The sequence below is a fragment of the uncultured Gilvimarinus sp. genome (assembly GCF_963972205.1).
GTDB lineage: Bacteria > Pseudomonadota > Gammaproteobacteria > Pseudomonadales > Cellvibrionaceae > Gilvimarinus > Gilvimarinus japonicus.
The window spans coordinates 104,218-128,674 of record NZ_CAXAUC010000006.1 but is presented as its reverse complement, the minus strand read 5'-3'; the positions used below and the strand labels follow the sequence as shown (position 1 = coordinate 128,674).

The window sequence follows — 24,457 nt, the reverse complement described above, 5'->3', positions numbered from 1 at the left end:
GTCAATTTTTTACCAAGAGTATCTAACTTTTAGCTTATTAAGGTAATTTTTTTTGAGGATTCCCCTGTGTTGAAGTTGCCCAACAACGATTCCTTTTGAGATGCCAAGCTTCTTGGAGAATTTAACTATTTTTCTAAGATCATTTGCCCTAAGTGTTTTGAGTTCATCTTGATGTTCTTTAGGTATTAAAACGTTTTCAGAGTAGTTGTCCGCCTCTTTTTCGATATCTAAGTATTTCGTTTCATTTGTTTCTAAGATTAAACGATGGTCAGAGTGCAGTACTAGATGACCAATTTCGTGGAATAAGGTAAACCAAAAATGATCATCAGATAAATAACGAAAACTCATTATTAAAATAGGTTTGTTATCTTGAGGCCAAAAAGTAGCGCCGCTCGCTCGGCATCCTTGGGGAGCTCTCGCAGTGGCTAGCGCTACGCCGCAAAAAGATAGTATTCTCTTTAGTTCTGGTAAAAAATCATTGGGGTTTTCAATAGTTGTGAGTGATCGAATCTCCGGAATCGAGTTTACTAGCTTACTCTTACACCATTCTTGGCATGGAATCTTTGAGGCTTCGATTTCACCTTGTCGAAGCCATGATGAGATTGCCTCATAAGTGGAGTCGTACGCTTGAGAAGTACGAAAGGCTGTTTCTATTAATAAGCTATTATATTTTGATTGCCATTCATCGACAGAAGATACATCAAAGTACCTCAAGCAAGCTGTTAATTTTTCACTTAAGTTACGACTCGTTTTTATCCATCCAAACTTGGCCATGTCCGCAGTAGGAAGAGCCGAAAGCCAATTTTTTTCTAGAGTTTTTTTAGATTCCATTTTTTTAATTGAGTTACGGTAATTTTTTTCGCGCTCGAGCCAAAATTTAGCTGAAGTTCCTGTATGTTCTTCTAGCTTAGAGGCTAAGTCTAAGTCAATTGAGACCTTTCCTTTAATGATTTTGTTTAGCTCGTAAAAGCCTAGTTGCATGCTATTTGCAAATTGGGATAACGATTTTCCTTCAAGCTCAATTAAATCATTAAGAGTTGATCCGGGAGGAGAGACCCAGTCTGGACTAAATGAAAGATTACTGGTTGTCATATACATTGCCTCCAATTGAAACAATTTTAACCCTTCTTACTTTACTCCAATCAATGTTGCCTTTAGAGTCCTTAGGGTTGTTTAGATGATTTGCATTGAGCAAGATATAGCCGTCGCTGGAAAAAGAAATTTCATAGGCTGAGTCGCCAGTAATGTTTCCTGGAATTGGGAGTTCGCTCACATGTTCGGCAGCTAGTATATCGTCAATCCGATTCTTAATTTTTTGACTAGTTAGCAAGCCAAACTCGTCACGCATTAGCTCTTGTCGTTCACATATTCTCCTAAGTCCTTTAGTTAGAAATGCAAGTTCCAAAAGAGTTGTCTCACTAAGAATGAATTTAAAAATTTTAGTCCAATGTGCACTTGTCAGCCACCTATGGTAAACATTGGAATTCTGGTTTATTTTTTTGGGTACAATCGATTGCAGATTATACCCTTATAAGTTGTCCAAAGAAAATGGTTAAATTATGTACTTTTTCGGGGGGCTTGGGCTCACGCATTAGGTTGTTTGTCAATCGAAGCTGAAAAAACTCTCCCGAATGAACGAGATACTCGGATGTCGGGGTCAGGCCTTACAGTTCACATGGAAGTGTGAAACGTAAGGCCACCCTTCACTTTCTCAGTCGGTCAATGCCAGTCTGTCTATTTCTTAGTGATTTTTCAATTTTGGGGAGTCAGTGAAGTAGCCCTGCATCCAATCAAACAGCACATCAACACCAACCTCAGATAACCTCTTACGCTGAAACTCGTCACCAGCTTCTTCATCCAAGCTTGCAAACTGATAGAGCAGTGTATCTGGCTCTCCATCATGCAGTATCAACATAATGCGTCGACGGGTGCGTAAACAGTCAACCGTCATAACGTCGGCGGGAATACCGGTATCGCGCAAGCCACGGCGTACCTCAACCACTGGGTTGATGTGTTGATGGGCCTGTTGAATCTTAGTGTGAGCCTCGGTTATTTGGTCGGACAAGGTTTTTAAAGGGTCTTCAGACATCGAACGCTCCAGAATAATAGTGACGATAGATTACCAGAGTCGACGATTTTTTTGTAAAGCAGCGGTCAATCAGGTTCGAGTCGTTTCATTTTTATTTTGCTTGGAATAAAGCCTAAATCTGGCACGTTGCACATTTCCCCTGCAACCAGCCGAGCGGAGGCCTATTTTAAGGGGTAAGCAAATAGGACATTTGCGCAAGCCATCGTCACGCCAGGGACGGCGTGTCGATGCGGCCCTCTAAAATCGGCTGGAGCGAGGGAACCCGAATCGCTACAGGGATGTAGCTGAATAGAGCAACGCAGGGGCAGTTGCCGAGGGCTGAGATGCCGGGGTGTCCTCTTTTGATTACTTTTCTTGACAAGCAGAAGAGTGCTTCGCCCGTGCGGTGACAGAGCGCACCCAGCTAAAAATTAATGATCATTCAATCGTTAAGTTCCAGCTCTACACTTAGCAGCTTCGTTCACTGGATCCCGGATCGGGGTCCGGGATGACGCTGTAGAGGGTCTGGGATGACGGCGGTGTATCCAACCGCGCACTAAACCAAATTCCCAATCGTCCCATCACAAATCGGATTCATCGCCGTCATCCGATCCAACGCCGTGGCATTCCCCAACCCGTGTTGCGGAAACAGCGTAGAAAACAAATTCTGCTCACCATGCAACGCCATATAATTAAGCACCAACGTCTCGACCAACAAATTCACATTATTGGCCGCTGGGCTTGAGGCGGTTTCAACATCGCCGCTGGAGCGCATAAACCCGAGCTGTTGGTGCGCCGCTTGCGCAGACTCTGTGCCGCCCATTATCGAAGGCCGGCCATTGGGGTTGTACACCAAAAAGTAGCTGGCGGCGGTTTGTTGGTTATCGCCGGTCCAGACGCCTTTGCCACGCCCTTCGACAGAGTCGTCAATCATGCCGTTGGAAAATACCGAGCCGTCGGAGAATACGTAGATCATAACCGGTACGCCCATGCGGGCGGCGTATTCTAAACAGGCGCCGATGCAGCGGCCGGCGCGTAAGTCGCGAATCTCGCCGGTGGACCGATCGCCGGTGTGGTAGTCGTAGCCGCCCATGGTAATGGTGCCGGCACCGGCGTAGCCGCTCATGACCAGCTTCATCACCGAGGCGGTTTTGCGAAACTCGCTGTCGTTATCAAACTCGTCAAAGCTAAAAATACCGCCGGGGCCGACGATATCCGCATCGGCAATCGGGTCGATGGCCGCGGGGTTGCCAAAGCGGTCGGCTAAATCGGCGCTTTTTACGTAGCCGCAGCGCATTAACTCTTTAAGCGCGGCATCGCGGTTGCTGCCGGTATCTACCGCGCCCAGTTTGGCGTTGCTTAAACGCACCATAGATTCCATTACCGCGACGGTGTCAGATTGGCTGAGCAAGCTCACCAAGTCGCCCACATCCACTAAGCCGGTGACGTCGCTGGGGCGGTCGACTTTGGTCGGGCGCGCCTCGGAGTTAATCAGCATCGAGGGCGCCATCGAGTTGCCGCCCGAGTCGCTGGCGCGCGAGCCAATCAAAGAGAGCAGCGAGCCGTTGGCGCCGGCGCGGTTAATGCCGTACATGGGGTTGTGGGGGTTGTTGCCGGTGTCGTTCTCGGAGCGGGCGGGAATTACCGCACCGTTAACGGCCGCCGCCGTACCTGGGGCGACACGCTCTAAAATGCCGCGCAGCATGCCGCTGTCGGTGTGAAACGCCAGGCCTAAATCGCGATTCACAAAATCGCCGGTGCTGCTGTCGGGCGTCATATCGCCGGGCAGGCCCTGCTTTGTGTAGCCGCTGGCCGATAGCGTATCGAGCTGGCCGCCGGCGCCGCCGACTAATACATTAGAGCCGGCAATATTGGCGCCACCGGCTAAATCGAAGCAGATAAACGGGATTTTACCCGCGCCCTGGCTGGCAATGCCGCAGGCCTGGCGCATGGCGTTAATATCGGGCGATAACGCGGCATTGGCGTTGCCCGCCAGCAGCGTTAGCAGTGAGGCGCCGGTTAAGGTAGCGCCGCCGGTGCGAAAGCCCTGGGCGATTAGATCGCGCCGGCTAATGGGCCGGTGGTGGCTGTTAAGTTTAAGCGGTGCATCCGGATGCAGAGGGGCGCGGTATTTACTCATAAGGCAGTCTGCTCCGTTAGTGAACTAGCATCACCGCGCTGCCAAGGGCGGCGGCGCAGGTGGCTTTGACGGTGGTGGCGGTACGGTCGGCGCTGCAGCTGCCGCCGCAGGCGCCCATGGTGTCGATCAAGCCATTTAGCTCGGCGCGCAGGGTGGCCGGGTTGGCTTGGGTATTGAGTGCGCCGCCGGTGTCGCCCGCCACCAGTGCGTTAAGCAGTGGGCTAATAACTTGGCTGCGGCCTGTTGCGTTAAAGGCGACGGCGGGGGCGGCACCAAAATTAAAGCCGGGGAAGAATGCGGCGCGCTCGTTTGTGTCATTCACCAGTGCGTTACAATAAGCCACAGCCAGCTGGGTAATGCCCATTTGCTGCGCGGCGACAAAGGTATCTAACCCGCTGGTGGTGGGCAGCTGCTGCTCGACTTTGGCGTAGGTGGTTTGCACGGCGGCGTTGGTGTGGCTGATGCCGGTCATGGCGGCCAGTGAGGCGTTAATACTGGCGAAGCTTTTTAGGCCCAGGGTGGGTTGGTCGGCAATATCCGCTGGCGGTTGCGGCACCGGTGGCTCGGCCTCCACCCGGGCAAAGCTGTGCTCGCCCAGTTGATCGAAGGTGATAAAAAAGGTGTCCAGTTCACTGCCCTGCTCTAGCGCGACTACCGCGCCTTGGCGCGACAGTGGCTGCATACCATTGGCGTACTCAGCGGCGTTAATATCCGTTTCGAGCGCGGCAAACACTTGGCCGACGATGGCCTCGCGGCCGTTAACGCCGATGCGAATGCCCTCAAGCGGTACGGTGGGGATGGGGTCGTCGCTTAAGCGGGTAAAAAACGGCTCGCTAAACAGGTAGCTGTAGTCGTCAAACTGTTGCACCTGAAACACCACGTAGGCATCGGTGACGTTAATTAAATCGCTAATGCTAAACAGCAAGTAATAGGTCTCGCCCACGCCCGCGTCAAAGTTGCTGGCGATGGCCTCGGCCGACAGCGCGCGGTTGTGCACCGCCAAAAAGCGCACGGCGCCGTTCCATACCCGGTCGGATGACACCTCGTTGCCCACGACTAACGCAAAGCTGGAATCCCACTCGTTAAGGTTGCCTGCGGCCACCGGATCGGTGCCGCCGGTGAGCTCGCCATCGACGTAAATGCGTCGGCCGTTGACTGGATCGAAGGTGACCACCACATGCTGCAAGCTGGCCTGCGCGCGCTCTTCGGCATCAAGCGTGGCAAGCGCCGGCATGCCGTTGCCATCGGTGCTAGAGCTGCGCAGGTAGTGGGTGTAGTTATACAGGTTTTGATCCAGCGCAAGGTTGCGCACTTGGGTGCTGCCCGAGTAACTGACGATGCGGGCGTCCTCTTGGCTGACGTTGGACGGGATCACCCAGGCCTCGATGGAGTACTCGCCGGTGCTGGTGATTTGATCAAACAATTTGCGGCTGGTTTGGGTCGAGGCTTGCGCCTTGCCATTGTTAAAGCGCAGGCCCCAGCTGGACATCCAATCGACGTCGCCGTACAGGGTTAAGTCGACGGCGGGGTTAACGCCGCTGGTGTCGTAGGCGATGGCGCCGCTGCCGGTTTTAAATTCGTAGCGGGCGATGATGTAGTTATCCGCGCGGCCATTGGCGCTGGCCACGGTACCGTCGCCCAGTTGCAGGGCTTTACTGGTGACTAGGGCTGGGTCGATCTCGGTGACGGGCACTAAGTCGGCAAACGCAGCAATGGCATCGGCCATGGCGCTGGCATCGCTGGCGCAAGAGTTGCTCCAGCAGTTGTGGGACTCGGCCGCAAGTCGCTCGACCAGCCGCGAGCGGGCTGGGTCGTCCAACCGCATACGGCTGCGGGCGGCCTCGTACGACACTTGCACATCGGCGCTGCCAATATAGGGTTGCTGCATTAAGGGCGCGCCCTCAGCGTGGCAGCCGCTGCAAAACTGGCTAACTAGCGGGTACACGGTGCTGGCGTAATCGCCGCTATCGGCGGGGAAGTTTTTGCTGCCGCCGACTTCTTTAATCTCGGGCGCGGTGAGCACAACCTCGTTGCTGATGCTACCGGCGGCCGAGGCCCACTCGGTAATATAGCCGGTAATAATATCGGCGCAGGCGGTGTCGCTATCGAGCCAGCAATTGTGGCCGCCGGCGACTTTGCTCACCATGGTTGATAGCTGCGGCGTGTGTAAATCCACCAGCGGCACGGCGGCTTGGTAGGCTTGGTTGATGTCGTCGGTGCGCACAAACATGGGGCTGTTGCCGCCCACTACATGACAAGAGCCGCAGCGCTCTGCAAAGGCTAAGTTATCCCACAGGTACAGCTTAAAGTTTTGCACGTCTTCGGTCAGTGGTGCCGGGCCATCGTAGGCGACGCCCGGGCGGTCGACTTCGTCGCCATTGTCGGGCTTAACGTTGCTGGTGGTTGCCTCGCCGCTGCCCGAGCCGCAGCCGGCCAATAACGCTAGACTTAACAGCCCCGCTAACCACAGGGGTGATTTGCCAATGCAGTTGCTTATCGTGCCCGCCATGTTATTCACCTTTGCAGTAGTCGGCGGTGTCGATAAACACCTGTTTTAAGTTGTAGCCACTGGCGGCAAAGGCCGAGGTGGCATTGCTTAGCAGTGCGCGATCGGCGGCGTTGCCGGGCTTGCGCAGGCAGACTTGGGTAAACACCTTCTCGACCTGGCAGCTGGCAAAGGCGCCGGAGTTGGCCAGCTCGCGGCCCAAGCTTTTGGCGCCGCTGCCGCTGCCCGCGAGCGTTGGGTCCCACGCAAGAATGGCGTTGGGGCCTTCGCGCCAGTAATTTAGCCAGTTGTCGTTGGGGGTAATGTAGCCCGGTGCAAAGGTGCTGGCGTTAATATGGTATTTAGCCTCGGTGCGGTCGCCGCTGGCGGGGTCGGTTTCGCCCTCTGCGTTATAGTGGATTGCGCCGCGCTCGGCGTCTGGGTCGGATTCTGCGTTGTACTCGTAATCGTAGTAGGCAAACGCTTGCGCCAGTGGGTCCATCCCGGCGTGGCAGCCGACGCAGTTATTTAAAAATACCCGGCTATCGCCGCCGGGGCTGCGGCTTACGTCCTGGCGGATGCGGTCGGGCGTGCGGGTGACATCGTGCACTTGCTCTAAATCGCGGCATAAATGGTTGAGCAAGGTAAAGCGCAGCATCGCCCGGTTAGTACCGGCGACAAAAAACGCCTTGGCGGCGGCGCGGCTGGTCATCACCCCGGCGGTGGCCTCGGCGGGCACTCCGGTTAATTGCGATTGGGTGCGTCGCACCAGCGAGCTGCCCAGTTCGGCATCGCTGTCTTGCAGCGCTTGGTAGTGGGTGTTGTCGTTGCTGCTGTATGTGGGCAGGCCTAAATCGTCGGCGCCGGTGTACAGCACATCGGCGGTTAACAGCTCGCGAAAGTCCGCTTCATCGCGCACCAGCCCCATCACGGTGGCGGTGTAATCGTTAAGCGGGGCAAAGGCGGTCATGTCGCGGTTGGTCCAGGGGGTTACCCAGGTTTTTAAGGTGGCGCGGTAAAAGCCATCGTTATCCATGGCAATGCGCACGGCTTGGGCGGTATCACCGCTGCTAATAAGCTCGCTCATTTGCGTAAGCACGGCGGTGCTGGGCGGCACCCCGGCGATGCGCGAGTGAATGGTCAACGCCTGTTCGCGTGGGCCAGCGGCCGCCGTAGCGGCAAGTAAACTTAAACCCAGTGCGATAACACTAAGGCGTAAGTTGGAGGGCGAACAGAGCGACATGCAGGGCTCCAAATGATCTGATGCTGTGGCGGTTGCCGGGTTTGTGTTTTAATCTAGGCCTTACAGGCTTGGGCTTATTATAGGCGGATTAGCGGCTGGGCCTGTGCTATTGCGTGGTGCGCAGGTGTCTACCCAATCACAGATTGGCAAGATCATAACAAAAGTTTGTTTCAATAGGGACGCCCAGCGCCCGTGCCGGCACACAGCGTGACTGGCGACAAAGATTTATTGTCGCGGTTGTCGGACAATTAATCTTTGTACACAGCTAGGATCGTTAATGACAACACACGCTGTAATGCCGCAGCCTATTTTGCCTTCGGATACTGGGTGGCGGGTTTTTGCTCGTCGCTTATTGTCGGGCGCCCTATTCGCATCCGTTTTGGTCGGCTGTGGTGGAGGCGGTGGCGGCGGTATCAGTGGCTCCGGTCAGCCTCCCGATCCGGTGGTTAAAGACATCCCCATTGCTTACATCGAGCGCCCGTTGCCACGGGATGACGACGGCGAGCTATTGCCGTTAACGCCAGCGGGGCGCGATGACTTTAATCCGGGGGCGCGTTTGTTTATTAAAGCTCGCGCCACCGACGATGCCCTGGCGATTAACGTCACCGACCAAGCCTTTGCCGAGGGCGCCGACTATGACGTTAAAGATCTAACCTCGCACCCCGATGGCAGCCGCTTACTGTTTGCCATGCGCGCCCCCGAGATTGAAGACGCCCCGGACGAAGATCAGCCCACCTGGAATATCTGGGAATACGATTTATCCAATCGTCAGCTGCATCGGGTCATTAGCTCGGACATTGTCGCCGAGGTGGCCGATGATATCTCACCGCGCTACATACCCGGTGGCCGCATTGTGTTTGCATCCAGCCGCCAAGTGCGCAGCCGCGCCCTGTTGCTCGACGCTAACAAACCCCAGTATGCCGCCCAGAGCGAGTCGGGCGATGGCCCGGCATTTGTGTTGCACTCGATGACCGTCGCCGGCGACGATATTCGCCAGCTATCATTTAATCAGGGGCACGACTGGGCCCCATTGCTGCGCAACGATGGCCGGCTGCTGTACACCCGCGCCGATAGCTACCGCAATAACCGCGTGAGCTATTACACCAGCAACCCCAACGGCACCGATGTGCGGCCTCACTACGGCTACCATACTCGCCTGGCCGAAGACACGCCCTGGCTGTTTAACCCAGAGCTAATGCCCGATGGCCGGTTGGTGGGTATTTACAAACCGCGCGATGAACTGCCGGGCGGTGATATGGTGGCTATTGATACCAGCGAGTACGTCGAGGATGACCAAACCGTGCTGGGCACCGAGGGCGACGCGCTGGATAAACTAACCGTGCTGCCGGTGACGCTTGATGGCAGTATCTCGCGTCACGGTTATTTCTCGGCGCTGGCGCCGCTGTTTGACGACACCAACCGCCTGCTGGTGAGCTGGAGCCAATGCCGCCTAGAGGCGCTAAACCAAGACACCGGCGACTCGCGCTACGTGCCCTGCACCGAGGCCAATTTAGCCGCCGAGTACGAGGCGGCGCCACCAGTGTACGGCTTGTTTCTTTACAACGTAGATGACAATTCGCAACAGCCTGTGGTTGTGCCCGCTGAAGATGTTATTTACACCGACTTAGTGGTGATGGGCCCACGCCCGGCCGCCGCCCCGGTCGACGGCGCCATCAATGAGTCGCTGGCGAGCGAGGGGCTGGGCATTCTGGATATTCGCAGTGTCTACGATTTAGATGGCGTAGACACCAGCGGCGCGGGCATCGAGACGCTGCGCGACCCGGCGCAAACCATCGCGGCTGAGCGCCCGGCGCGTTTTTTACGTTTGCTGGGCGCCGTTTCGCAACCGCCGCGTGATATTAAGCAAGTGCCCGGCAGCGCCTTTGGGGTTAGCCGGGCTCAGGGTATGAAAGAGATTATCGGCTATGTGCCAGTCGCGCCCGACGGCTCGGTGCGCGCCGCTGTGCCCGCCGACACCGCTTTTACGATTGCAGTACTCGATGCCAACGGCATGCGCATTAGCCCGCGTCATCAAAATTGGCTGCAAGTGCGCCCCGGCGAAACCTTTCAGTGCAATGGCTGCCACCAGCGCGACTCGCAAGTGCCCCACGGCCGGCTCGACGCTGGCCCAATGGCGCTTAATACGGGTGCAGAGACCAGCGGCTTGCCCTTTGCCAATACCGAGCCGCGCTATGTGGCCGAGATGGGCGAAACCATGGCCGAGGTTTACGCCCGCATTGCCGGCGCGCCCCGGCCGCAGGTAGATTTAGTCTATAACGATGTTTGGACGGACCCCAGCGTGCGCGCCAAAGACCCAAGCTTTGACTTCCTTTATAGTGAGTTAGCCGAAGGCCCCGATCCGGCGCGGGTGCCTACCAGCGCCGCCTGCCAGCAACAGTGGAGCGCGGCCTGCCGCGTGACTATTAACTACCCCGCGCACATTCAGCCTTTGTGGCAGCTGCCCCGGGTTGAGCGCGATGCCGATAATAATGTGATTGCCGATAACACCTGTACGAGTTGTCACAGCCCGGCCGATGCCGATGGCCTTGTGCAAATTCCCGCCGGCCAGTTAGACTTAAGCGCGACCGAGACCGACGCGGATCAGATGTTGTCTTACCAGCAACTATTGCGCACGCGCTTTGAGTTAGAGTTGGTAGACGGTGTATTGCAAGAGCGTTTAATCGCCACCGGTGAATTTGAGGCCGACGAAGATGGCGAGCTGATTCTGGATGCCGAGGGCAACCCGATTCCCATTTTTGAGCGTGTGCCCATTGGTCGAATTATGTCGCCCGGTGGCGCGTTTGCCAGCGGCCGTTTTTTTAGCCGATTTACCGAGTTTGACCCCATGGAAGACACCTTTGATCATCGCGGCCTGATGAACGATGCCGAGCGCAAGCTGTTGGCCGAGTGGCTGGATATCGGCGCGCAATATTATAACAATCCATTTGATGTGCCCGAGTAATGCGTAAACGCGTAACCCTATTGCCCCGCGTGGCACTGACAGCAACCCTATTGTGGGCGCTGACCGCGGTTTGCTCGGCGCCGGCGGCGGCCGGTTGGTTTGACGACGAGCCACCACTGGTGGTGACGGTGAACGATGCCTACATCGATGTCTACTCTGGCCCCGGTCGCGGTTACCCGATTTTTCACGCGCTGGAGTACGGCGAACCCATTACCCTTATAAAAAGCCGTGCCGGTTGGATCAAAATCGCCACCGAGCGCGGCCTGGAGGGTTGGGTGGATCGCAGCGCCATGCAATATACCTTGGGCCCCGACGGCCAAGTGCCAGACTTTACCGACGAGTACCGCTCCGACGCGGTGGTGGGCCACTTTGAGTTGGGCGCCGCGCTGGGTGACTTTGGCGGCGCCGACTCGGTCGCTTTAAGCGTGGGCTACCGCTTTACCCGCAACCTGACCCTAGAGGCCAGTTATTCACAAAATTCTGGGCAATTCTCCGACAGCGAGCTGATCAGCGCCGGGTTATTGCACCAGCCGTTTCCCGAGTGGCGGGTATCACCGTTTTTGCGCCTGGGCGCCGGGGTGATTAAAGTTAACCCCAGTGCGACCTTGGTGGATACCCAAGACCGAGAGGACTCTGTACTGCAGGCGAGCCTCGGCGCTTATGTGTATTTGTCGCGCCGCTTTTTTTTGCGGGCCGAATACGTCAACCACCATCTGCTCACCACCCGCAGTACAAATGAAGAGGTTTCCGAATGGCGAGTTGGCTTCAACGCGTTTTTTTAACGGCGTCGGTTTTGACCGTACTGGTATGGCCGTCGGCCGCGGCGCTGGCGCAAGAGGATGATCCGCTTGAGCCTATCGTCGGTGCCGATATCGAGCGCCGTCATATAAAAGAGGATATGCTCGATAGCGAAAACTTTGAAGTTGGCGCCTACGCCGGGGTGTTAGGTATTGAAGATTTTGGCAGCAATGCGGTGTTGGGCGTAAGCCTCGCCTACCACATTAACGAAGACTTTTTTGTCGAGGCGATTTACGGCAGTAGCGAGGCGCAAAAAACCAGCTATGAGCTGTTAAGTGGCGCGGTAGAGTTGTTAACCGACGACGAGCGCGAATTTACCTACTACAGCTTAGCCGTGGGTTATAAAGTGTTTCCGGGGCAGGTGTATATGAGTCGCGACCTCGCGTTTAACACCCACTTTTATTTAACCGCCGGCGCGGGCAACACCGAGTTTGCCGCCAACCGCTACGCCACTTACTCACTGGGGGCGGGCTACAAAATTTATCTGACCGATATGTTTGCGGTGGATATTGGCATGCGCGATCACCTGTTTAGTCACGAGCTGTTTGGCGAGAGCCGGCAAACCAATAATTTTGAAGGCCGCATTGGCCTCTCGGTATTTTTTTAGGAGCATTGCATGATAGCGGCGGTAAAAACCTTTGTTAAATCTTTGAGTATTGGCCTGATGTTGTTGCTGCCGTTGTCTTTGTCGGCGCAGGCCGCCAACAGCGAAGCGGTAGGTACTAAGGCGCCAGACTTTACCTTAAAAAGTAATCAGGGCGATAACGTGCGCTTAGCCGAGCAGCGCGGCCAAGTGGTCATGTTAAATTTTTGGGCCAGCTGGTGTGCGCCTTGCCGTAAAGAAATGCCACTGCTGGACGAGCTACATCAGCGCTACGAGAGCGCGGGTTTTGTCTTGTACGGCGTTAATGTTGAATCCGACCCGAGCGCGGGCGATAAACTGATTAAAGATCTGGGGGTGAGCTTCCCGATTTTATACGACACCGACAGCATCGCCAGTCAAGCGTATAGCGTCGACGCCATGCCCACCACCGTAGTGATTGACCGCGACGGTGTGATTCGCTACGTCAACCGTGGTTATCGCGGCGGCGATGAAGAAAAATATCGCACGCAAGTGAAAGAGTTAATTCGCGAATGAATACCGCCCCACTCGCTCGCGTGGGCTTAGCCCTGTTGGCACTGAGTGTTTGTGCCTGTACCCCGTGGGTAAAACCCTACGAGCGCGAGCACTTGGCCGACCAGGTAATGAGCTTTGATCGCGACCCTATCGCCACCGGTTATTTAAATCATGTGTACGAGGCGCGCGAGGCATCGCGCGGCGCAGAGGGTGGCAGTGGAGGCGGTTGTGGTTGTAATTAATAACACGCTGGCACGAGGCATTGTCGCCTTATGCTTGCTGCTACCACTGGCGGCTGCGGCCGAAGTATTGCAGCCCGATCGCTTGGATGTGATGTACCACAGTTATGACGGCGGCGGGGCAACCATTGATGGGCCCTCGGTATTGGTGCGCAAAAACGTCGCCGATACTGTTTCCGTGTCGGGGGGATATTACGTCGATATGGTGTCCAGCGCCTCCATTGACGTATTGGCGACCGCCAGTGAATACTCTGAAAAACGTACCGAGTACTCCGTGGGGTTGGATTATCTGCACGACAAAACCTTGATGAGCCTTGGCTACACCGAGAGCACCGAGAGTGACTACGAGGCCGAGACGATTAGCGCCGGTATTAGCCAGACATTTTTTGGCGATTTAACCACCCTGAGTATGGGCCTGAGTTTTGGTGATAACGCTGTGGGGGTTAACGGCAACGATGACTTTGCGGCCAGTGCTAAAAATTACCGCTACAAGTTAAGTTTATCGCAGGTGTTAAGCAAATCGTTAATCGCCGTGTTCAGTGCCGAGTCGATTGTCGACGAGGGCTTTTTAAATAACCCCTACCGCCAGGTGCGCTATAAAGATACCAGCGTACCACGGGGTTATAGTTACCAAAGTGAAGTGTACCCATTAACCCGCAACTCAGATGCCTTTAGTGTGCGCGGTATTTACTACCTACCGTGGCGCGCCTCAGTACGGGCCGATGCCCGCTACCACGACGACAGCTGGGGCATCTCGGCCAGCAACATAGAGCTGCGCTATTTACACACCATAGGCGAAGAGTGGTTGCTTGAAGCCAAATACCGCGCTTATACCCAGAGCGAAGCCGATTTTTATTCTGACTTGTTCCCCTACCGCGATGCACAAAACTTTTTAGCCCGAGATAAAGAGCTAAGTGAATTCAGCTCAGATAGCTTTGGCTTGGGCGCCACTTACACCCTACCTGAGCGCTGGTTATCGGTGTTTGAAAAAGGCACCGTCAATTTGTACTGGGATCACTTTCAGTTTGATTACGACAACTTTCGCAACGTACTGGATACCGAAGCGCCAGTGGGGGAAGAAGAGTTGTATGCGTTTGATGCCAATGTGATTCGGCTGTATTTTTCGTTTTGGTACTAAAGGACACTGCCGTGTCCTTTAAACTCGTTCCCGCTTCGGCGGGAATCGGATGACGCCTTTTAGGCTGCCACACAGATGACAATAGCGCAGTCTTCTGTTTGCGTGCGCTATAGCCTCGATAACGTCCGACCGTGAATATTAATCAGTTGTTTCTTAATAAACGTTCAGTGAGTGTTACGGTTACTTTTACTGGTTTTTAGTTTTGCGGTTAAGTATCGGCGTATTGGGAGGTCTAAAAACTTAGCGACTAAGTAAGCTAAGCATACGAGTAAAATTACAGAGATAGGAATAACCCAGCTCAGCTCCGTCATACTTGGTTGCTCTGCTACCACATAATTGGCAAATACAAATAGAAATGGGTAGTGAGTCATATAAAGCGGGTAAGAGATATCCCCGGAAAGCTTATTGATTTTATGGTGATTGCTGGACAAGCTTGCGCCAGCGCCGAGTGCCACCAATAAAGGAAAGTAGAATACGACCAACAGCGGTTCAATTAGCCAGTTCCACTGATCGTTGTAAGGTGTTAAAAATGCCAGCATCAATAACACACTCATGCCGAGCAAGCCCAATTTATTCTTGATGATCCAGTTTGAGCGATAAATAAACATCCCCATTAAAAATGAGAAAGAAATACGAGCCAGGCCATCTAAGAAAGTACCACCACTCCAGCCGCCGAGTATGTTTCCCGAGCTCCAGCCCACATAAAAAAGCCCCGCTGCCGCCAGCACGAGCAGAGGCGCTAGTAGCGTTCTCGTTACTTTAAATAAAACCGTCGCATATACAAAGTTGGCGACATACTCCCAAAATAACGACCAGCTGGGGGCGTTCAAACTAAACAGATTAAAATAACGCTCTGGCATTACCGGGTAAGGTATTAACAAAACCGAGGTAATAAAGAGTATGGCTGTCTCTTTAAAGCCGTAAGTGGAATACAAGTTAGTGAAAGGGTCAAACAAAAAGGTCAGCAAACCTAAAATAGAGCCTATCACCACAAGCGGCTGTAAGCGTATCAGGCGTACCTTAATAAAGCCCAGCAAGCCCATCCCGGCTATACGGGTATCGTAGGCATAGGCGATAACAAAGCCCGATAGACAAAAGAAAAAATCGACGGCTAAAAAGCCATGGGCCACCCAAATACGGCTAAAGTCGGGAACAATAATTTCCATAAAATGGAAGATCACCACCACGAGTGCGGCTAAACCCCGTAAGCCATCCAGTATCTCAAAGTGCGGCTTATTGTTTAGCGTCATCGAACCTGCAGAACTGTTGGTCATTTGTATTATCTTTTGTTATTTGTGTTTAAAAATAGCGATAAGCCGTATCCCCAAACCTCGGCTAATCGTTACTTACCCCAAGAGTCTTATAGACTGGATAAATACCGTGAGCATACCCAAAAGCGCAAGAGCGCGACAACACTGAGAATATTAGGGAGTGTTAGGGTTTGTTAGTGGGGCGCTAGGCTCAATAGCACGACATCGATATCAAATGTCACTAGGCTTATTGCCTAGAGCCGCCAACTATTCACCCCAATCTCCTCCGCCCCACTACTCAAACCCCGACAACTTAGGGTATTATTGACTATAAGCGCGCGACAACTGGCTCAAACCAGCGTTTTAGGCTCTTGGCCGCTTGTGGCGTGAATCTATAGTGTTTATGATCGGTGCGTGTTTGCCGGAGTATTCGGCCCGAGCCACAGATAGCGCGATGCCCATATGGCGCTAACAACATAATTAATAATTTAGGTATCTTCCATGAATAATTCAGTCAGCTCTGATCAGGGCAGTACAGGATTTATTATCTTTATCAGTGTGATCGCCACGATTGGCGGTTTCCTGTTTGGTTACGACAGCGGTGTTATTAACGGCACGGTTAAGGGCTTACAGATTGCCTTTGATTCCGAGTCGGCCGGTACCGGCTTTAGCGTGTCGTCGATGTTGCTCGGTTGTGCGGCGGGCGCCCTGTTTGCGGGCCGTTTGGCCGATCGCTATGGCCGTAAAGCGCTGCTGATTGTGTCGTCAATACTGTTTATTATCTCGGCCTGGGGCTCGGGTGTGGCCGGCTCTACCGGGGAGTTTGTGGTGTATCGCATTCTCGGTGGCTTGGCGGTTGGCGCGGCCTCGGTGATGGCGCCGGCTTATATCAGTGAGGTGGCTTTGGCGCGTTATCGCGGGATGCTGACCTCGGTGCAGCAAATTGCGATTATCTCGGGTCTTACCGCGTCTTTCTTTAGTAACTACTTTTTGGCCGATTCCGCTGGCGGCTCGACCGCTGAGTTTTGGCTGGGCTACGAGACTTGGCGCTGGATGTTCTGGGTCGAGCTGATTCCGGCCGGTATCTTCTTTATTGCGTTGTTGGCGATCCCAGAGAGCCCCCGCTTTTTGGTGGCCTCGGGCAAAACCGAAAAAGCCCGCGCGGTGTTGGTACGTTTGTATGGTTCGGTCGATGGTACTGCCAAACTGACCGAGATTAGCGATTCGATGGCCGCCGATCATCACCGTCCGCGTTTCTCGGACTTGATCGACAAAGCCGCCGGTAAAGTGCGCCCCGTGGTATGGATTGGCCTTGGTTTGGCGATTTTGCAGCAATTTGTGGGCATTAACGTGGTGTTTTACTACGGTGCGGTACTGTGGGAGGCCGCCGGCTTTACCGAAAGCCAAGCGCTGTTGGTGAACGTATTGTCCGGTAGTATCAGTATTGCCGCCTGCTTTATTACCTTCTTTTTGGTGGACAAAATTGGTCGCAAGCCGCTGTTGTGGTTTGGCTCGGCGGGTATGGCCATTAGCTTAGGTGTGGTGGCTTACGCGTTTGCGGGGGCGCCCGTAGATGCCGCGGGCAACCTGGAGTTGTCGGACGATTCTGGCCTGCTGGCACTGTTTGGTGCCAACATTTATGTGTTTTTGTTTAATCTGTCGTGGGGCCCTGTGGTGTGGATTATGCTGGGTGAGATGTTCCCCAATCAGATTCGCGGTTCGGGCCTGGCTGTGGCCGGTTTGGCGCAGTGGTTGGCTAACTTCCTGATTACCTGGAGCTTCCCGATCCTGTTGGCCGGTATTGGCCTGTCGGCGGCCTACGGTATTTATACCTTCTTTGCCGCGCTGTCGGTGTTCTTCGTGATCTTTATGGTTCGCGAGACCAAAGGCAAAGAGCTGGAAGAAATGGAATAACCGCTTCCAAGCGATCAAAAAAGCCACCTTCGGGTGGCTTTTTTGTGTCTGCCCAGCAACCTTGCATCTGTTTTGCCCCCGCCCGCGTCTATCCTGTAATTGAGTGATAGACCGAGGAGTCCACCGTGAACGACATCAGTATTCTGGTTCCTATTGTTGCCATCATTATGGTGTTTTCGACCCCAGTATTGTGCTTGGGAATCTTGATGTTTAGCTTGCATAAGCGCAAGCAGCTGCAGCTAGAGATTATTAATCGCCTGATTGAAAGCGGCCAGCCGGTGCCCGAATCACTGTTTACCGGCGCGGCTAAAAACACCGGGGGCGACCCTTTGTATCGGCGTAGCTTGTACCTGTTATGGGTTGGTGGCGCGGCCTTTGTCGCGCTGTTTTTTGCCGCTGGGTTAGATGTGGCGGCGCTGGCGCTGATACCCATTGCGATGGGGGCGGTAAACTATAAGTTATGGCAGGATTCCCGCGCCGACCAAGCTCGCGACGGCGATTAATTACACGATGGAGCTCGGTGACGAGGTCTTAATCGAGCGCGCCGTTAAAGGGCGCGATCGGCACGCCTATAGCCAGCTGGTGCTGCGCTATCAGTCGCGCCTGCGCCAAGCGCTGCGCCAGCAGTGTGGCGGCGATCACGCATTGGCCGACGATATTGCGCAGGATGCGTTTATTAAGGCGTACCACGCGCTGGCCGGTTTTAAGCGCCAGTCGGCGTTTTTTACCTGGCTGTACCAAATAGCGCGCAATAGCTTAATGAGCCATTACCGGCGCAATATTCCTACGCCCGACAGCGAGTTGGTCGAGCACTCACAAGCACAGCTGGTCAGCGAGGGCCCGGCCCTTAATGGCCGCGACTTAGACCGTGCGATGGTACAGCTGAGCGCCCCCCAGCGCGAAGCGCTGCACTTAACTTATCGTCTGGGCTACAGCAACGAAGAGGCGGCGCAGCTGATGCAGCTACCTTTAGGTACGATTAAATCTCACGTGCTGCGTGGTAAGACTAAACTCAAGACGATACTGCACGATTGGCAGCAGGAGGTGTGCAATGAGCGCGGATAAACTGGACGCGTGGCTGGAGCAAACGCTGGCCGCGCAAGAGCCGTACCTGGACGACGACGGTTTTACCGCTGGGGTGATGGCCAGCTTGCCTGCACCGGTCAGCCGGCGCCAGTTGTGGCTGGCTAATCTGTCGGTGGGTTTGGTGGTCGCGTTGTTGGTGGCGTTAGTGTTCCCCTGGGGCAACCTCATTTCTGTTTTAACGGGCCTGGGTGATAGGGCCTGGCTAACGCTGGCGGCTGCGGTCAGTGGCGTGTTCACCACGGCCGTGTTGGCCGGCGGCTATTGGAGTTACCAGCGCTGGAGTTAGCCGCCGTTAGCCCCGGCCGAGCCGATCCTAGCCGGTGTTCACGCGCTGCCTGCGTGCCTAGTTCACGTTTCGGCATCAATCCTGCAATATCACCTGTTCTGCGGTTTCTTTTGCTGTTTTTGGCTTAAATCGCATGGTTTACGTGTGTTATTTGCAATGTGCGTGTAAAGATTTCTGTCTGTCGGGGGAATGGCGTGACCTGTTTAAAGATTCTAACGGTCAATACCCACAAGGGTTTTACCACTTTTAATCGCAAGTTTATGCTGCATGAGCTGCGCGATGCGGTGCGTTTGGTATCGGCTGATTTGGTATTTTTGCAAGAGGTTCAGGGCGAGCATCAAAGCTGGTCTGAGCGCCATGCCGAGCTTTGGCCCGAGCAACCACAGTATGAATTTTTGGCCGATGAAATTTGGCAAGATTTTGCCTACGGCCGCAACGCGGTCTATCAAGAGGGGCATCATGGTAACGCGCTGCTCAGTAAATACCCGATTAAAAGTTGGGACAACTGGGATATCTCACTAAATGGCATCGAAAAGCGCGGGTTACTGCACTGTAAAATCGATACCCAATCTGGCCACCCGTTGCACGCAATTTGTGTGCACTTAAGTTTGCGCGAGCCCCATCGGCAAATCCAGCTGCAGCAGCTGTGTGAGCATGTCAACGCGATCCCCGCTAACGAAGCCGTTGTGGTGGCAGGCGACTTTAACGACTGGATGCAAAAGTCTCAGGCGATCTTAAAAGAGAAGGCGGGGATGCAAGAGGTGTTTACCGAAGCTTACGGTAAGCCGCCACGCACCTTTCCCGCGCTGTTCCCCATGCTGCGGCTCGATCGCATCTACGTGCGTGGCGCCGAGACGCATATGCCTATTGTATTGTCTAGCAAACCTTGGTCGCGTTTATCGGATCACGCACCGCTATTGGCCGAAGTCGAATTTTAACAGGAGTGAAGTATGTTTGGGTTTCGAGAGTTTAAAGGTCACTTCTGTCAAAACAACCGCTTGCAGCTGTTGGTCAATGGCGAAGAGTTTTTCCCCCAATTGTTGCGACGCATTAAACACGCCAAGCGAGAGATTTTGCTAGAGACGTTTATTCTGGAGGATGACCGCATTGGCGGCGCGTTAAAAACAGCGCTTATCGGTGCGGCAAAACGCGGTGTTTGGGTGAGTGTTACGGCCGATAGCTGGGGCAGTCATTTTTTAAACCCCGAGTATATCGAAGAGCTGGCTGATGCTGGCATTATCTTTCAGATCTACGACCCGCAGCCTGAGTGGTATAACGGGCGGCCTAAACTGTTTCGTCGTTTGCATCGCAAGCTGGCGGTTATTGATGCGACTTATGGTTTTATTGGCGGCATCAATATGTGTAACGACCATATGATCAGCAGCGGCCCCGAAGGCAAGCAAGACTACTCGGTTGAGCTAGAAGGTCCGATTGTGAATGAGTTGCGCGACCTGTGTAAAAGTTATGTGCGCGATGCCAAAGACGAGCATTTGCACGAGTTTGTCGAGAAGCTTAAATCGCCCGATAAGCCTGGCACCACACCGATGGCGTTTGTCTCGCGAGACAACCGCCGCAACCGCAGTGACATCGAGAAAGCTTACTTAGCGGGTATTCACGAGGCAAAAGAGCGGGTATGGATAGCCAATGCATACTTCTTTCCCGGCTACCGGTTTATGCGTGCGCTGCGCAAAGCGGCTAAGCGCGGCGTCGATGTGCGCTTGGTGTTACAGGGCGACCCGGATATTCCGTTTGCGTTGCCTATGGCGCGGGCGTTGTACGATGTTCTGCTGCGCAACGGAGTAAAGATATACGAGTATCGCGACCGGCCGCTGCACGCCAAGATTGCGGTGATCGACGATGAGTGGTCGACCATTGGCTCGAGTAACCTCGACCCTCTAAGTCTCGCGTTTAATTTAGAGGCTAATATTATTGTGCGCGATCGAACTTTTAATGGCCAATTAGCCGATCAAATTGAGGCGCTGGAACAAAACAGTACTAAAATTGAAAACGATTGGGTTAAGCGTCGTCGCTGGTACTATCTGGTTAAAGATTTTTTTATGTACCATTCGCTGCGTCACTTTCCGACCTTTGCCGGCTTGTTTCCGGCGCACACACCAAAAATCCGTGAGCTAAAACGAGCCTTTGAAACGGGTGAAGGGCGCACCCGCGATGCCGACTTGCGCCGCCAGTATCCCGAGTCAAAACACGCGCGCCGGGTTACTCGCAAGCAAGATTACGACACAAACACCGAAATTGAAGCCAAAGAAGCTGAGGTTTAATGATGCCAAGTACCGAGAGTCACCGCAGTGCATTTGGCGAGAAGCTCCATAGCCTACGCCATTGGATTAACTGGAGCTGGGTAAAAAATGGTTTGACCGTCGTATTCTTTTGTTTGGTGGCCTATTTGCTTTATCAGCAGGCTATTACCATTGAGTGGGGCAAGGTGTTTGAAACCCTGAAAAATACCTCGATGGTTACCTTGGCAACCGGTTTTGGCTTGGGAGTGTTGTGTTATTTTGTGTACGCGGGCTACGATTTGTTTGGGCGCTACCTTTTAGGGTTAAGAGTAAGCGTTGCTAAAACGTGGTTTGTCGCTTGGCTAAGCTATGCCTTTAATTTAAATTTAAGTTCATTGGTGGGGGGTATTGCGTTCCGCTACCGGTTGTACTCTCGTCTGGGCGTAAAAGCGGGCGATGTCACCCGAATTTTAGGTATTAGCATTGCCACGAATTGGCTTGGTTATATTTTGCTGGCGGGAGGCTTGTTTGTATCGGGGCAAGTTAACCCGCCCGAGAGTTGGGCGGTTAACGCCACCCACTTGCAGTTTATTGGTGCGGCGTTTATCGCTGTGGTTTTAGCCTACCTTGGAATGTGCGCGTTTTCTAAACGGCGTGAATTTCAGGTGCGCGATACCACGCTTACCCTACCCTCGGTGAGTATCGCTGTGCTGCAACTTGTGGTGGCTTGCGCCCACTGGACGTTAATGGCTAGCGTGATATACCAGTTCTTGGCCGACGATGTAAACTTTCCCACCGTTTTTGCGGTGCTATTAGTGAGTAGTTTGGCGGGCGTTATTACCCATATCCCCGGTGGGCTGGGTGTCCTAGAGGCGGTGTTTCTTGCGTTGTTGGCAGGTCAAGTTGAAAAAAGTACCATACTGGGCAGCTTGTTTGCTTATCGCTGTGTGTTCTATTTAATTCCGCTGGCTATCGCGACACCCACGTACTTGGTGTTTGAAGCCTTCACCAGGCCGCCCCAAGGTGATAGCGAAACACCTAACAATGAGCGCAACAAAACCACGGCGGCTCTGTCAGAGGCGGAATCGGCATGAGTGATTGGGTCACAGATATTATCCGCTCGACCGGGTACGCTGGGATTATTTTTTTAATGCTTATCGAGAATGTGTTTCCGCCTATTCCGTCGGAAATTATTATGCCTTTGGCGGGTTACTTGGTCAGCCAAGAGCAGCTGCAATTTGCCTTGGTGGTGTTAGCGGGCATGGTGGGGTCAGTGCTAGGTGCACTACCTTTGTATTACTTGGGCCATAAGCTCGGTGCCGAGCGCTTAAAACACTGGTGTGATCGATACGGCCGTTGGTTCGTTATTACCCGCAAAGATATCGATAAAACCCAGCGCTGGTTTGATCGTTACGGAATCTGGACGGTATTGCTGTTGCGCTTAGTGCCGGGGGTGCGATCTTTGATTTCGATCCCAGCCGGTATTAGTAAAATGTCGCTGTGGCCGTTTTTACTGTTTACCGCCATTGGCACGGCGATTTGGTCGGCTTTTTTGGCGTATTTAGGCTTGGTTCTGGAGCAAAATTTTTCCGCTGCCAGCGATTATATTGGCCCTATTAGCACGGCTGTTATTGTCGCTATGACGCTTTGGTACGTGTGGCGCGTTTGGCGCGGACCAGAAAAATCGGGCAAAACCGGTTGAGCTCGGGTACCATTAAAAAAAACAAAAAAAGCCTGATAGATGATCCTTTGCGATTCACTTAATAAACAAAGGCTCATGGTATGACATTGCAGTTATTAATTAACACACAGGGTAAATTACTGACCTTGCTTTTTGCGCTTAGCGCAAGCTGCTTGCAAGCGGCAGATCTAACCGGCACCTGGAAACTGGCCGGCGGTGAGTTTAAAAACGCCGAAGGCGCGATGCTGGACTATAACCAAGAAAAGTTTGTTGGTATTAAAGTGATCAATGCCGATCATTTTTCGTTTATCTCTAAACGCGATGGCGAGTTTTGGGCGGCCGCCAGCGGCCCTTACATCGCAACTGATTCACACTACACTGAGACGCCCAGCATCGCCTCGTTTGGCGAGGTGGGCAAAGACTCGTACGAGTTTCGTTATCGCTTGGAGGGTGACAACTGGTATACCGAGCGCTTTGAAAACGATGAGCGTGTTGAGTATGAACACTGGCGCCGCGTCACCCGGTAATCCGATGTTACCGAGCTTGCTTTAGGGCAAGCTCGGTGTCGAGCTGTTCGGCTAATGCGGTATGGTTTGCCCGCCGCAATAACGCCGCGACACATTCACTGGTACACAAACCGTATTCTTGCTGGTTGCGCCGCAAGCGATATTGCGATGGTACATCGGGCTTTAGCTCAATGTGCCCCAGCGCGTGCAAGTAGGGGCTGTGGTTGTACATCTTGCGCGCTTGTTGCCAGGTCGCATCCAACAAAATGATATGCTCGGGCAGTGGTGTATGGCGGGGCTCTTGTAGCAGGATGGGTGCTTGCCCATTGGGTGCTGGGTACAGCAATGCGCTGGGCATAGCGTTAATGCGCAGGAGTAATTCGGCATCGGGTTGTTTACGCTGCCAAATAATACGCTGGCAATTGGCAGCCCGTTGCTGAGCAAAAGCGGACAACACTAACTGCCCGGTATTACTGGTTTTATCAAGCTCCGTAGCGTGGGTTAGTAGAGTAATAAACATGCAGCCAGCGGCGACTAACACTCGCCCCATTGGCGCAACAAATTGTGGTACACACCCGTCAGAGAAACCAGCCGTGGGTCGTCTGGGTAATCGGTGGTGATGCCCTGAATGGATTGGTCTAGATCAAATAAAATGCGACGCTGCTCGTCGCTGCGTATCATGCTTTGCAGCCAAAAGAATGATGAAATGCGTTGGCCGCGGGTAATGGCTTCGACCCGGTGTAAGCTCGTCGAGGGGTACAGGACTAAATCGCCGGCGCCGAGCTTGACGCTCTGGTTGCCGTAGGTGTCTTCCATAATGAGCTCGCCACCGTCGTACTCGTCTGGCTCCGACAAAAACAAAGTCATGGACAAGTCGGTGCGAATTTTTACCGCTGTGCCGCGCACGGGGCGAATGGCGTTATCCACGTGGTTGCCAAAACTGTGGCCTTCGCGATAACAATTAAACAGCGGTGGAAATATTTTATTGGGCAGCGCCGCCGACATAAAGTGCGGGTTGGCGCCCAGCGCCGATAAAATCATATCGCCCAGCTCGCGGGCAACGGGTGAATTCTCGGGCAGTTGAATATTGTGTTTGGCTTGCGCCGATTGAAACCCAGCGGTTACCCGGCCATCGATCCAGTCACTCTCGGCCAAACGCTCGCGGGCGTGTTGTACCTGCGCTTTGGTCAGTACGGATGCGATGCGATGCAGCATAGGATTTCCTCAAAGTCTAAAAACAAAAACAGCCCCGGCAAACGCGAGGGCTGTTTGGTAGCCCACCTAAAAACCGGCGGGCCGTTTTTTAG

24 protein-coding genes are annotated in these 24,457 nt (G+C 53.8%); 15 read left to right on the top strand and 9 right to left on the bottom strand.

Translation table 11 applies throughout. The features are described 5' to 3' along the window. Positions 1-9: 9 nt before the first annotated feature. The 6 genes from AACY82_RS11220 to AACY82_RS11195 all read right to left on the bottom strand — a co-directional run bounded on the left by AACY82_RS11220 (position 10) and on the right by AACY82_RS11195 (position 7,936). Positions 10-1,092, bottom strand: coding sequence for an ImmA/IrrE family metallo-endopeptidase (locus AACY82_RS11220; RefSeq protein WP_339616904.1), 1,083 nt, complete (start codon positions 1,090-1,092; stop codon positions 10-12). Then, positions 1,079-1,348: a hypothetical protein gene (locus AACY82_RS11215; RefSeq protein WP_339616903.1), complete on the bottom strand. Its 270-nt coding sequence runs from the start codon at positions 1,346-1,348 to the stop codon at positions 1,079-1,081. The genes AACY82_RS11220 and AACY82_RS11215 overlap by 14 nt, the downstream gene beginning before the upstream one ends. 393 nt (positions 1,349-1,741) lie before the next feature. Further along, positions 1,742-2,089 (bottom strand): hypothetical protein, encoded by a 348-nt coding sequence (locus tag AACY82_RS11210; RefSeq protein WP_339616902.1) that lies wholly within the window; start codon positions 2,087-2,089, stop codon positions 1,742-1,744. Between the two features lie 535 nt (positions 2,090-2,624). Continuing rightward, on the bottom strand, positions 2,625-4,208 hold the full coding sequence (locus AACY82_RS11205; RefSeq protein ID WP_339616901.1) for a hypothetical protein: 1,584 nt from the start codon (positions 4,206-4,208) through the stop codon (positions 2,625-2,627). A 16-nt stretch (positions 4,209-4,224) separates the two neighbouring features. Further along, positions 4,225-6,717, bottom strand: coding sequence for a LamG domain-containing protein (locus tag AACY82_RS11200; RefSeq protein WP_339616900.1), 2,493 nt, complete (start codon positions 6,715-6,717; stop codon positions 4,225-4,227). Between the two features lies 1 nt (position 6,718). After that, a complete protein-coding gene (locus AACY82_RS11195; RefSeq protein WP_339616899.1) occupies positions 6,719-7,936 on the bottom strand; it encodes a hypothetical protein in 1,218 nt (405 codons plus the stop codon). 277 nt (positions 7,937-8,213) lie between these two features. Here AACY82_RS11195 and AACY82_RS11190 point away from each other — a divergent pair, with 277 nt between their 5' ends. Genes AACY82_RS11190 through AACY82_RS11165 form a run of 6 tightly spaced genes read left to right on the top strand, consistent with a single transcriptional unit; the run spans position 8,214 to position 14,190 of the window. Then, positions 8,214-10,898, top strand: a complete 2,685-nt coding sequence (locus AACY82_RS11190; protein ID WP_339616898.1) for a hypothetical protein — start codon at positions 8,214-8,216, stop codon at positions 10,896-10,898. Continuing rightward, positions 10,898-11,680, top strand: a complete 783-nt coding sequence (locus AACY82_RS11185) for an SH3 domain-containing protein (RefSeq protein WP_339616897.1) — start codon at positions 10,898-10,900, stop codon at positions 11,678-11,680. The genes AACY82_RS11190 and AACY82_RS11185 overlap by 1 nt, the downstream gene beginning before the upstream one ends. A gap of 11 nt (positions 11,681-11,691) precedes the next feature. Beyond that, positions 11,692-12,303, top strand: coding sequence for an outer membrane beta-barrel domain-containing protein (locus tag AACY82_RS11180; RefSeq protein WP_339616896.1), 612 nt, complete (start codon positions 11,692-11,694; stop codon positions 12,301-12,303). Positions 12,304-12,360: 57 nt separating this feature from the next. Beyond that, the gene (locus tag AACY82_RS11175) at positions 12,361-12,834 is read left to right on the top strand and encodes a TlpA disulfide reductase family protein (RefSeq protein ID WP_339616966.1); all 474 of its coding nucleotides are present in this window, start codon (positions 12,361-12,363) and stop codon (positions 12,832-12,834) included. Then, positions 12,831-13,055: a DUF4266 domain-containing protein gene (locus tag AACY82_RS11170; protein ID WP_339616895.1), complete on the top strand. Its 225-nt coding sequence runs from the start codon at positions 12,831-12,833 to the stop codon at positions 13,053-13,055. The genes AACY82_RS11175 and AACY82_RS11170 overlap by 4 nt, the downstream gene beginning before the upstream one ends. Further along, positions 13,042-14,190, top strand: a complete 1,149-nt coding sequence (locus AACY82_RS11165) for a DUF3570 domain-containing protein (protein ID WP_339616894.1) — start codon at positions 13,042-13,044, stop codon at positions 14,188-14,190. Before AACY82_RS11170 ends, AACY82_RS11165 begins: the two co-directional genes overlap by 14 nt. Before the next feature lie 164 nt (positions 14,191-14,354). Here the strand turns inward: AACY82_RS11165 and AACY82_RS11160 are convergent, their stop codons facing one another. Next, complete coding sequence (locus AACY82_RS11160) at positions 14,355-15,464, bottom strand: acyltransferase (RefSeq protein WP_339616893.1); 1,110 nt, start codon at positions 15,462-15,464, stop codon at positions 14,355-14,357. 477 nt (positions 15,465-15,941) lie between these two features. Between AACY82_RS11160 and AACY82_RS11155 the strand changes: the two genes are divergently transcribed. The 9 genes from AACY82_RS11155 to AACY82_RS11115 all read left to right on the top strand — a co-directional run bounded on the left by AACY82_RS11155 (position 15,942) and on the right by AACY82_RS11115 (position 23,171). Continuing rightward, entirely contained in the window at positions 15,942-17,354 is a 1,413-nt protein-coding gene (locus tag AACY82_RS11155; protein ID WP_339616892.1) for a sugar porter family MFS transporter, read from the top strand. A gap of 125 nt (positions 17,355-17,479) precedes the next feature. Continuing rightward, a complete protein-coding gene (locus AACY82_RS11150) occupies positions 17,480-17,857 on the top strand; it encodes a DUF6249 domain-containing protein (protein WP_339616891.1) in 378 nt (125 codons plus the stop codon). Positions 17,858-17,864: 7 nt separating this feature from the next. Next, positions 17,865-18,419, top strand: coding sequence for a sigma-70 family RNA polymerase sigma factor (locus AACY82_RS11145; protein WP_339616890.1), 555 nt, complete (start codon positions 17,865-17,867; stop codon positions 18,417-18,419). Continuing rightward, positions 18,406-18,726, top strand: coding sequence for a hypothetical protein (locus AACY82_RS11140; RefSeq protein ID WP_339616889.1), 321 nt, complete (start codon positions 18,406-18,408; stop codon positions 18,724-18,726). The genes AACY82_RS11145 and AACY82_RS11140 overlap by 14 nt, the downstream gene beginning before the upstream one ends. Positions 18,727-18,920: 194 nt before the next feature. Continuing rightward, positions 18,921-19,664 carry an endonuclease/exonuclease/phosphatase family protein gene (locus tag AACY82_RS11135; RefSeq protein ID WP_339616888.1) on the top strand — a complete coding sequence of 248 codons (744 nt, stop codon included), beginning with the start codon at positions 18,921-18,923 and terminating at the stop codon, positions 19,662-19,664. A gap of 12 nt (positions 19,665-19,676) precedes the next feature. Beyond that, positions 19,677-21,005 (top strand): cardiolipin synthase ClsB, encoded by a 1,329-nt coding sequence (gene clsB, locus AACY82_RS11130; protein WP_339616887.1) that lies wholly within the window; start codon positions 19,677-19,679, stop codon positions 21,003-21,005. Then, the gene (locus AACY82_RS11125; RefSeq protein ID WP_339616886.1) at positions 21,005-22,057 is read left to right on the top strand and encodes a lysylphosphatidylglycerol synthase domain-containing protein; all 1,053 of its coding nucleotides are present in this window, start codon (positions 21,005-21,007) and stop codon (positions 22,055-22,057) included. The genes clsB and AACY82_RS11125 overlap by 1 nt, the downstream gene beginning before the upstream one ends. Beyond that, a complete protein-coding gene (locus tag AACY82_RS11120; protein WP_339616885.1) occupies positions 22,054-22,665 on the top strand; it encodes a DedA family protein in 612 nt (203 codons plus the stop codon). The genes AACY82_RS11125 and AACY82_RS11120 overlap by 4 nt, the downstream gene beginning before the upstream one ends. Positions 22,666-22,745: 80 nt before the next feature. After that, complete coding sequence (locus tag AACY82_RS11115) at positions 22,746-23,171, top strand: hypothetical protein (RefSeq protein WP_339616884.1); 426 nt, start codon at positions 22,746-22,748, stop codon at positions 23,169-23,171. Between the two features lie 7 nt (positions 23,172-23,178). Here AACY82_RS11115 and AACY82_RS11110 read toward each other — a convergent pair whose 3' ends face one another. Further along, positions 23,179-23,700: a tRNA-uridine aminocarboxypropyltransferase gene (locus AACY82_RS11110; protein WP_339616883.1), complete on the bottom strand. Its 522-nt coding sequence runs from the start codon at positions 23,698-23,700 to the stop codon at positions 23,179-23,181. After that, on the bottom strand, positions 23,685-24,365 hold the full coding sequence (locus AACY82_RS11105; RefSeq protein WP_339616882.1) for a Fe2+-dependent dioxygenase: 681 nt from the start codon (positions 24,363-24,365) through the stop codon (positions 23,685-23,687). Before AACY82_RS11105 ends, AACY82_RS11110 begins: the two co-directional genes overlap by 16 nt. Between the last annotated feature and the right edge of the window lie 92 nt (positions 24,366-24,457).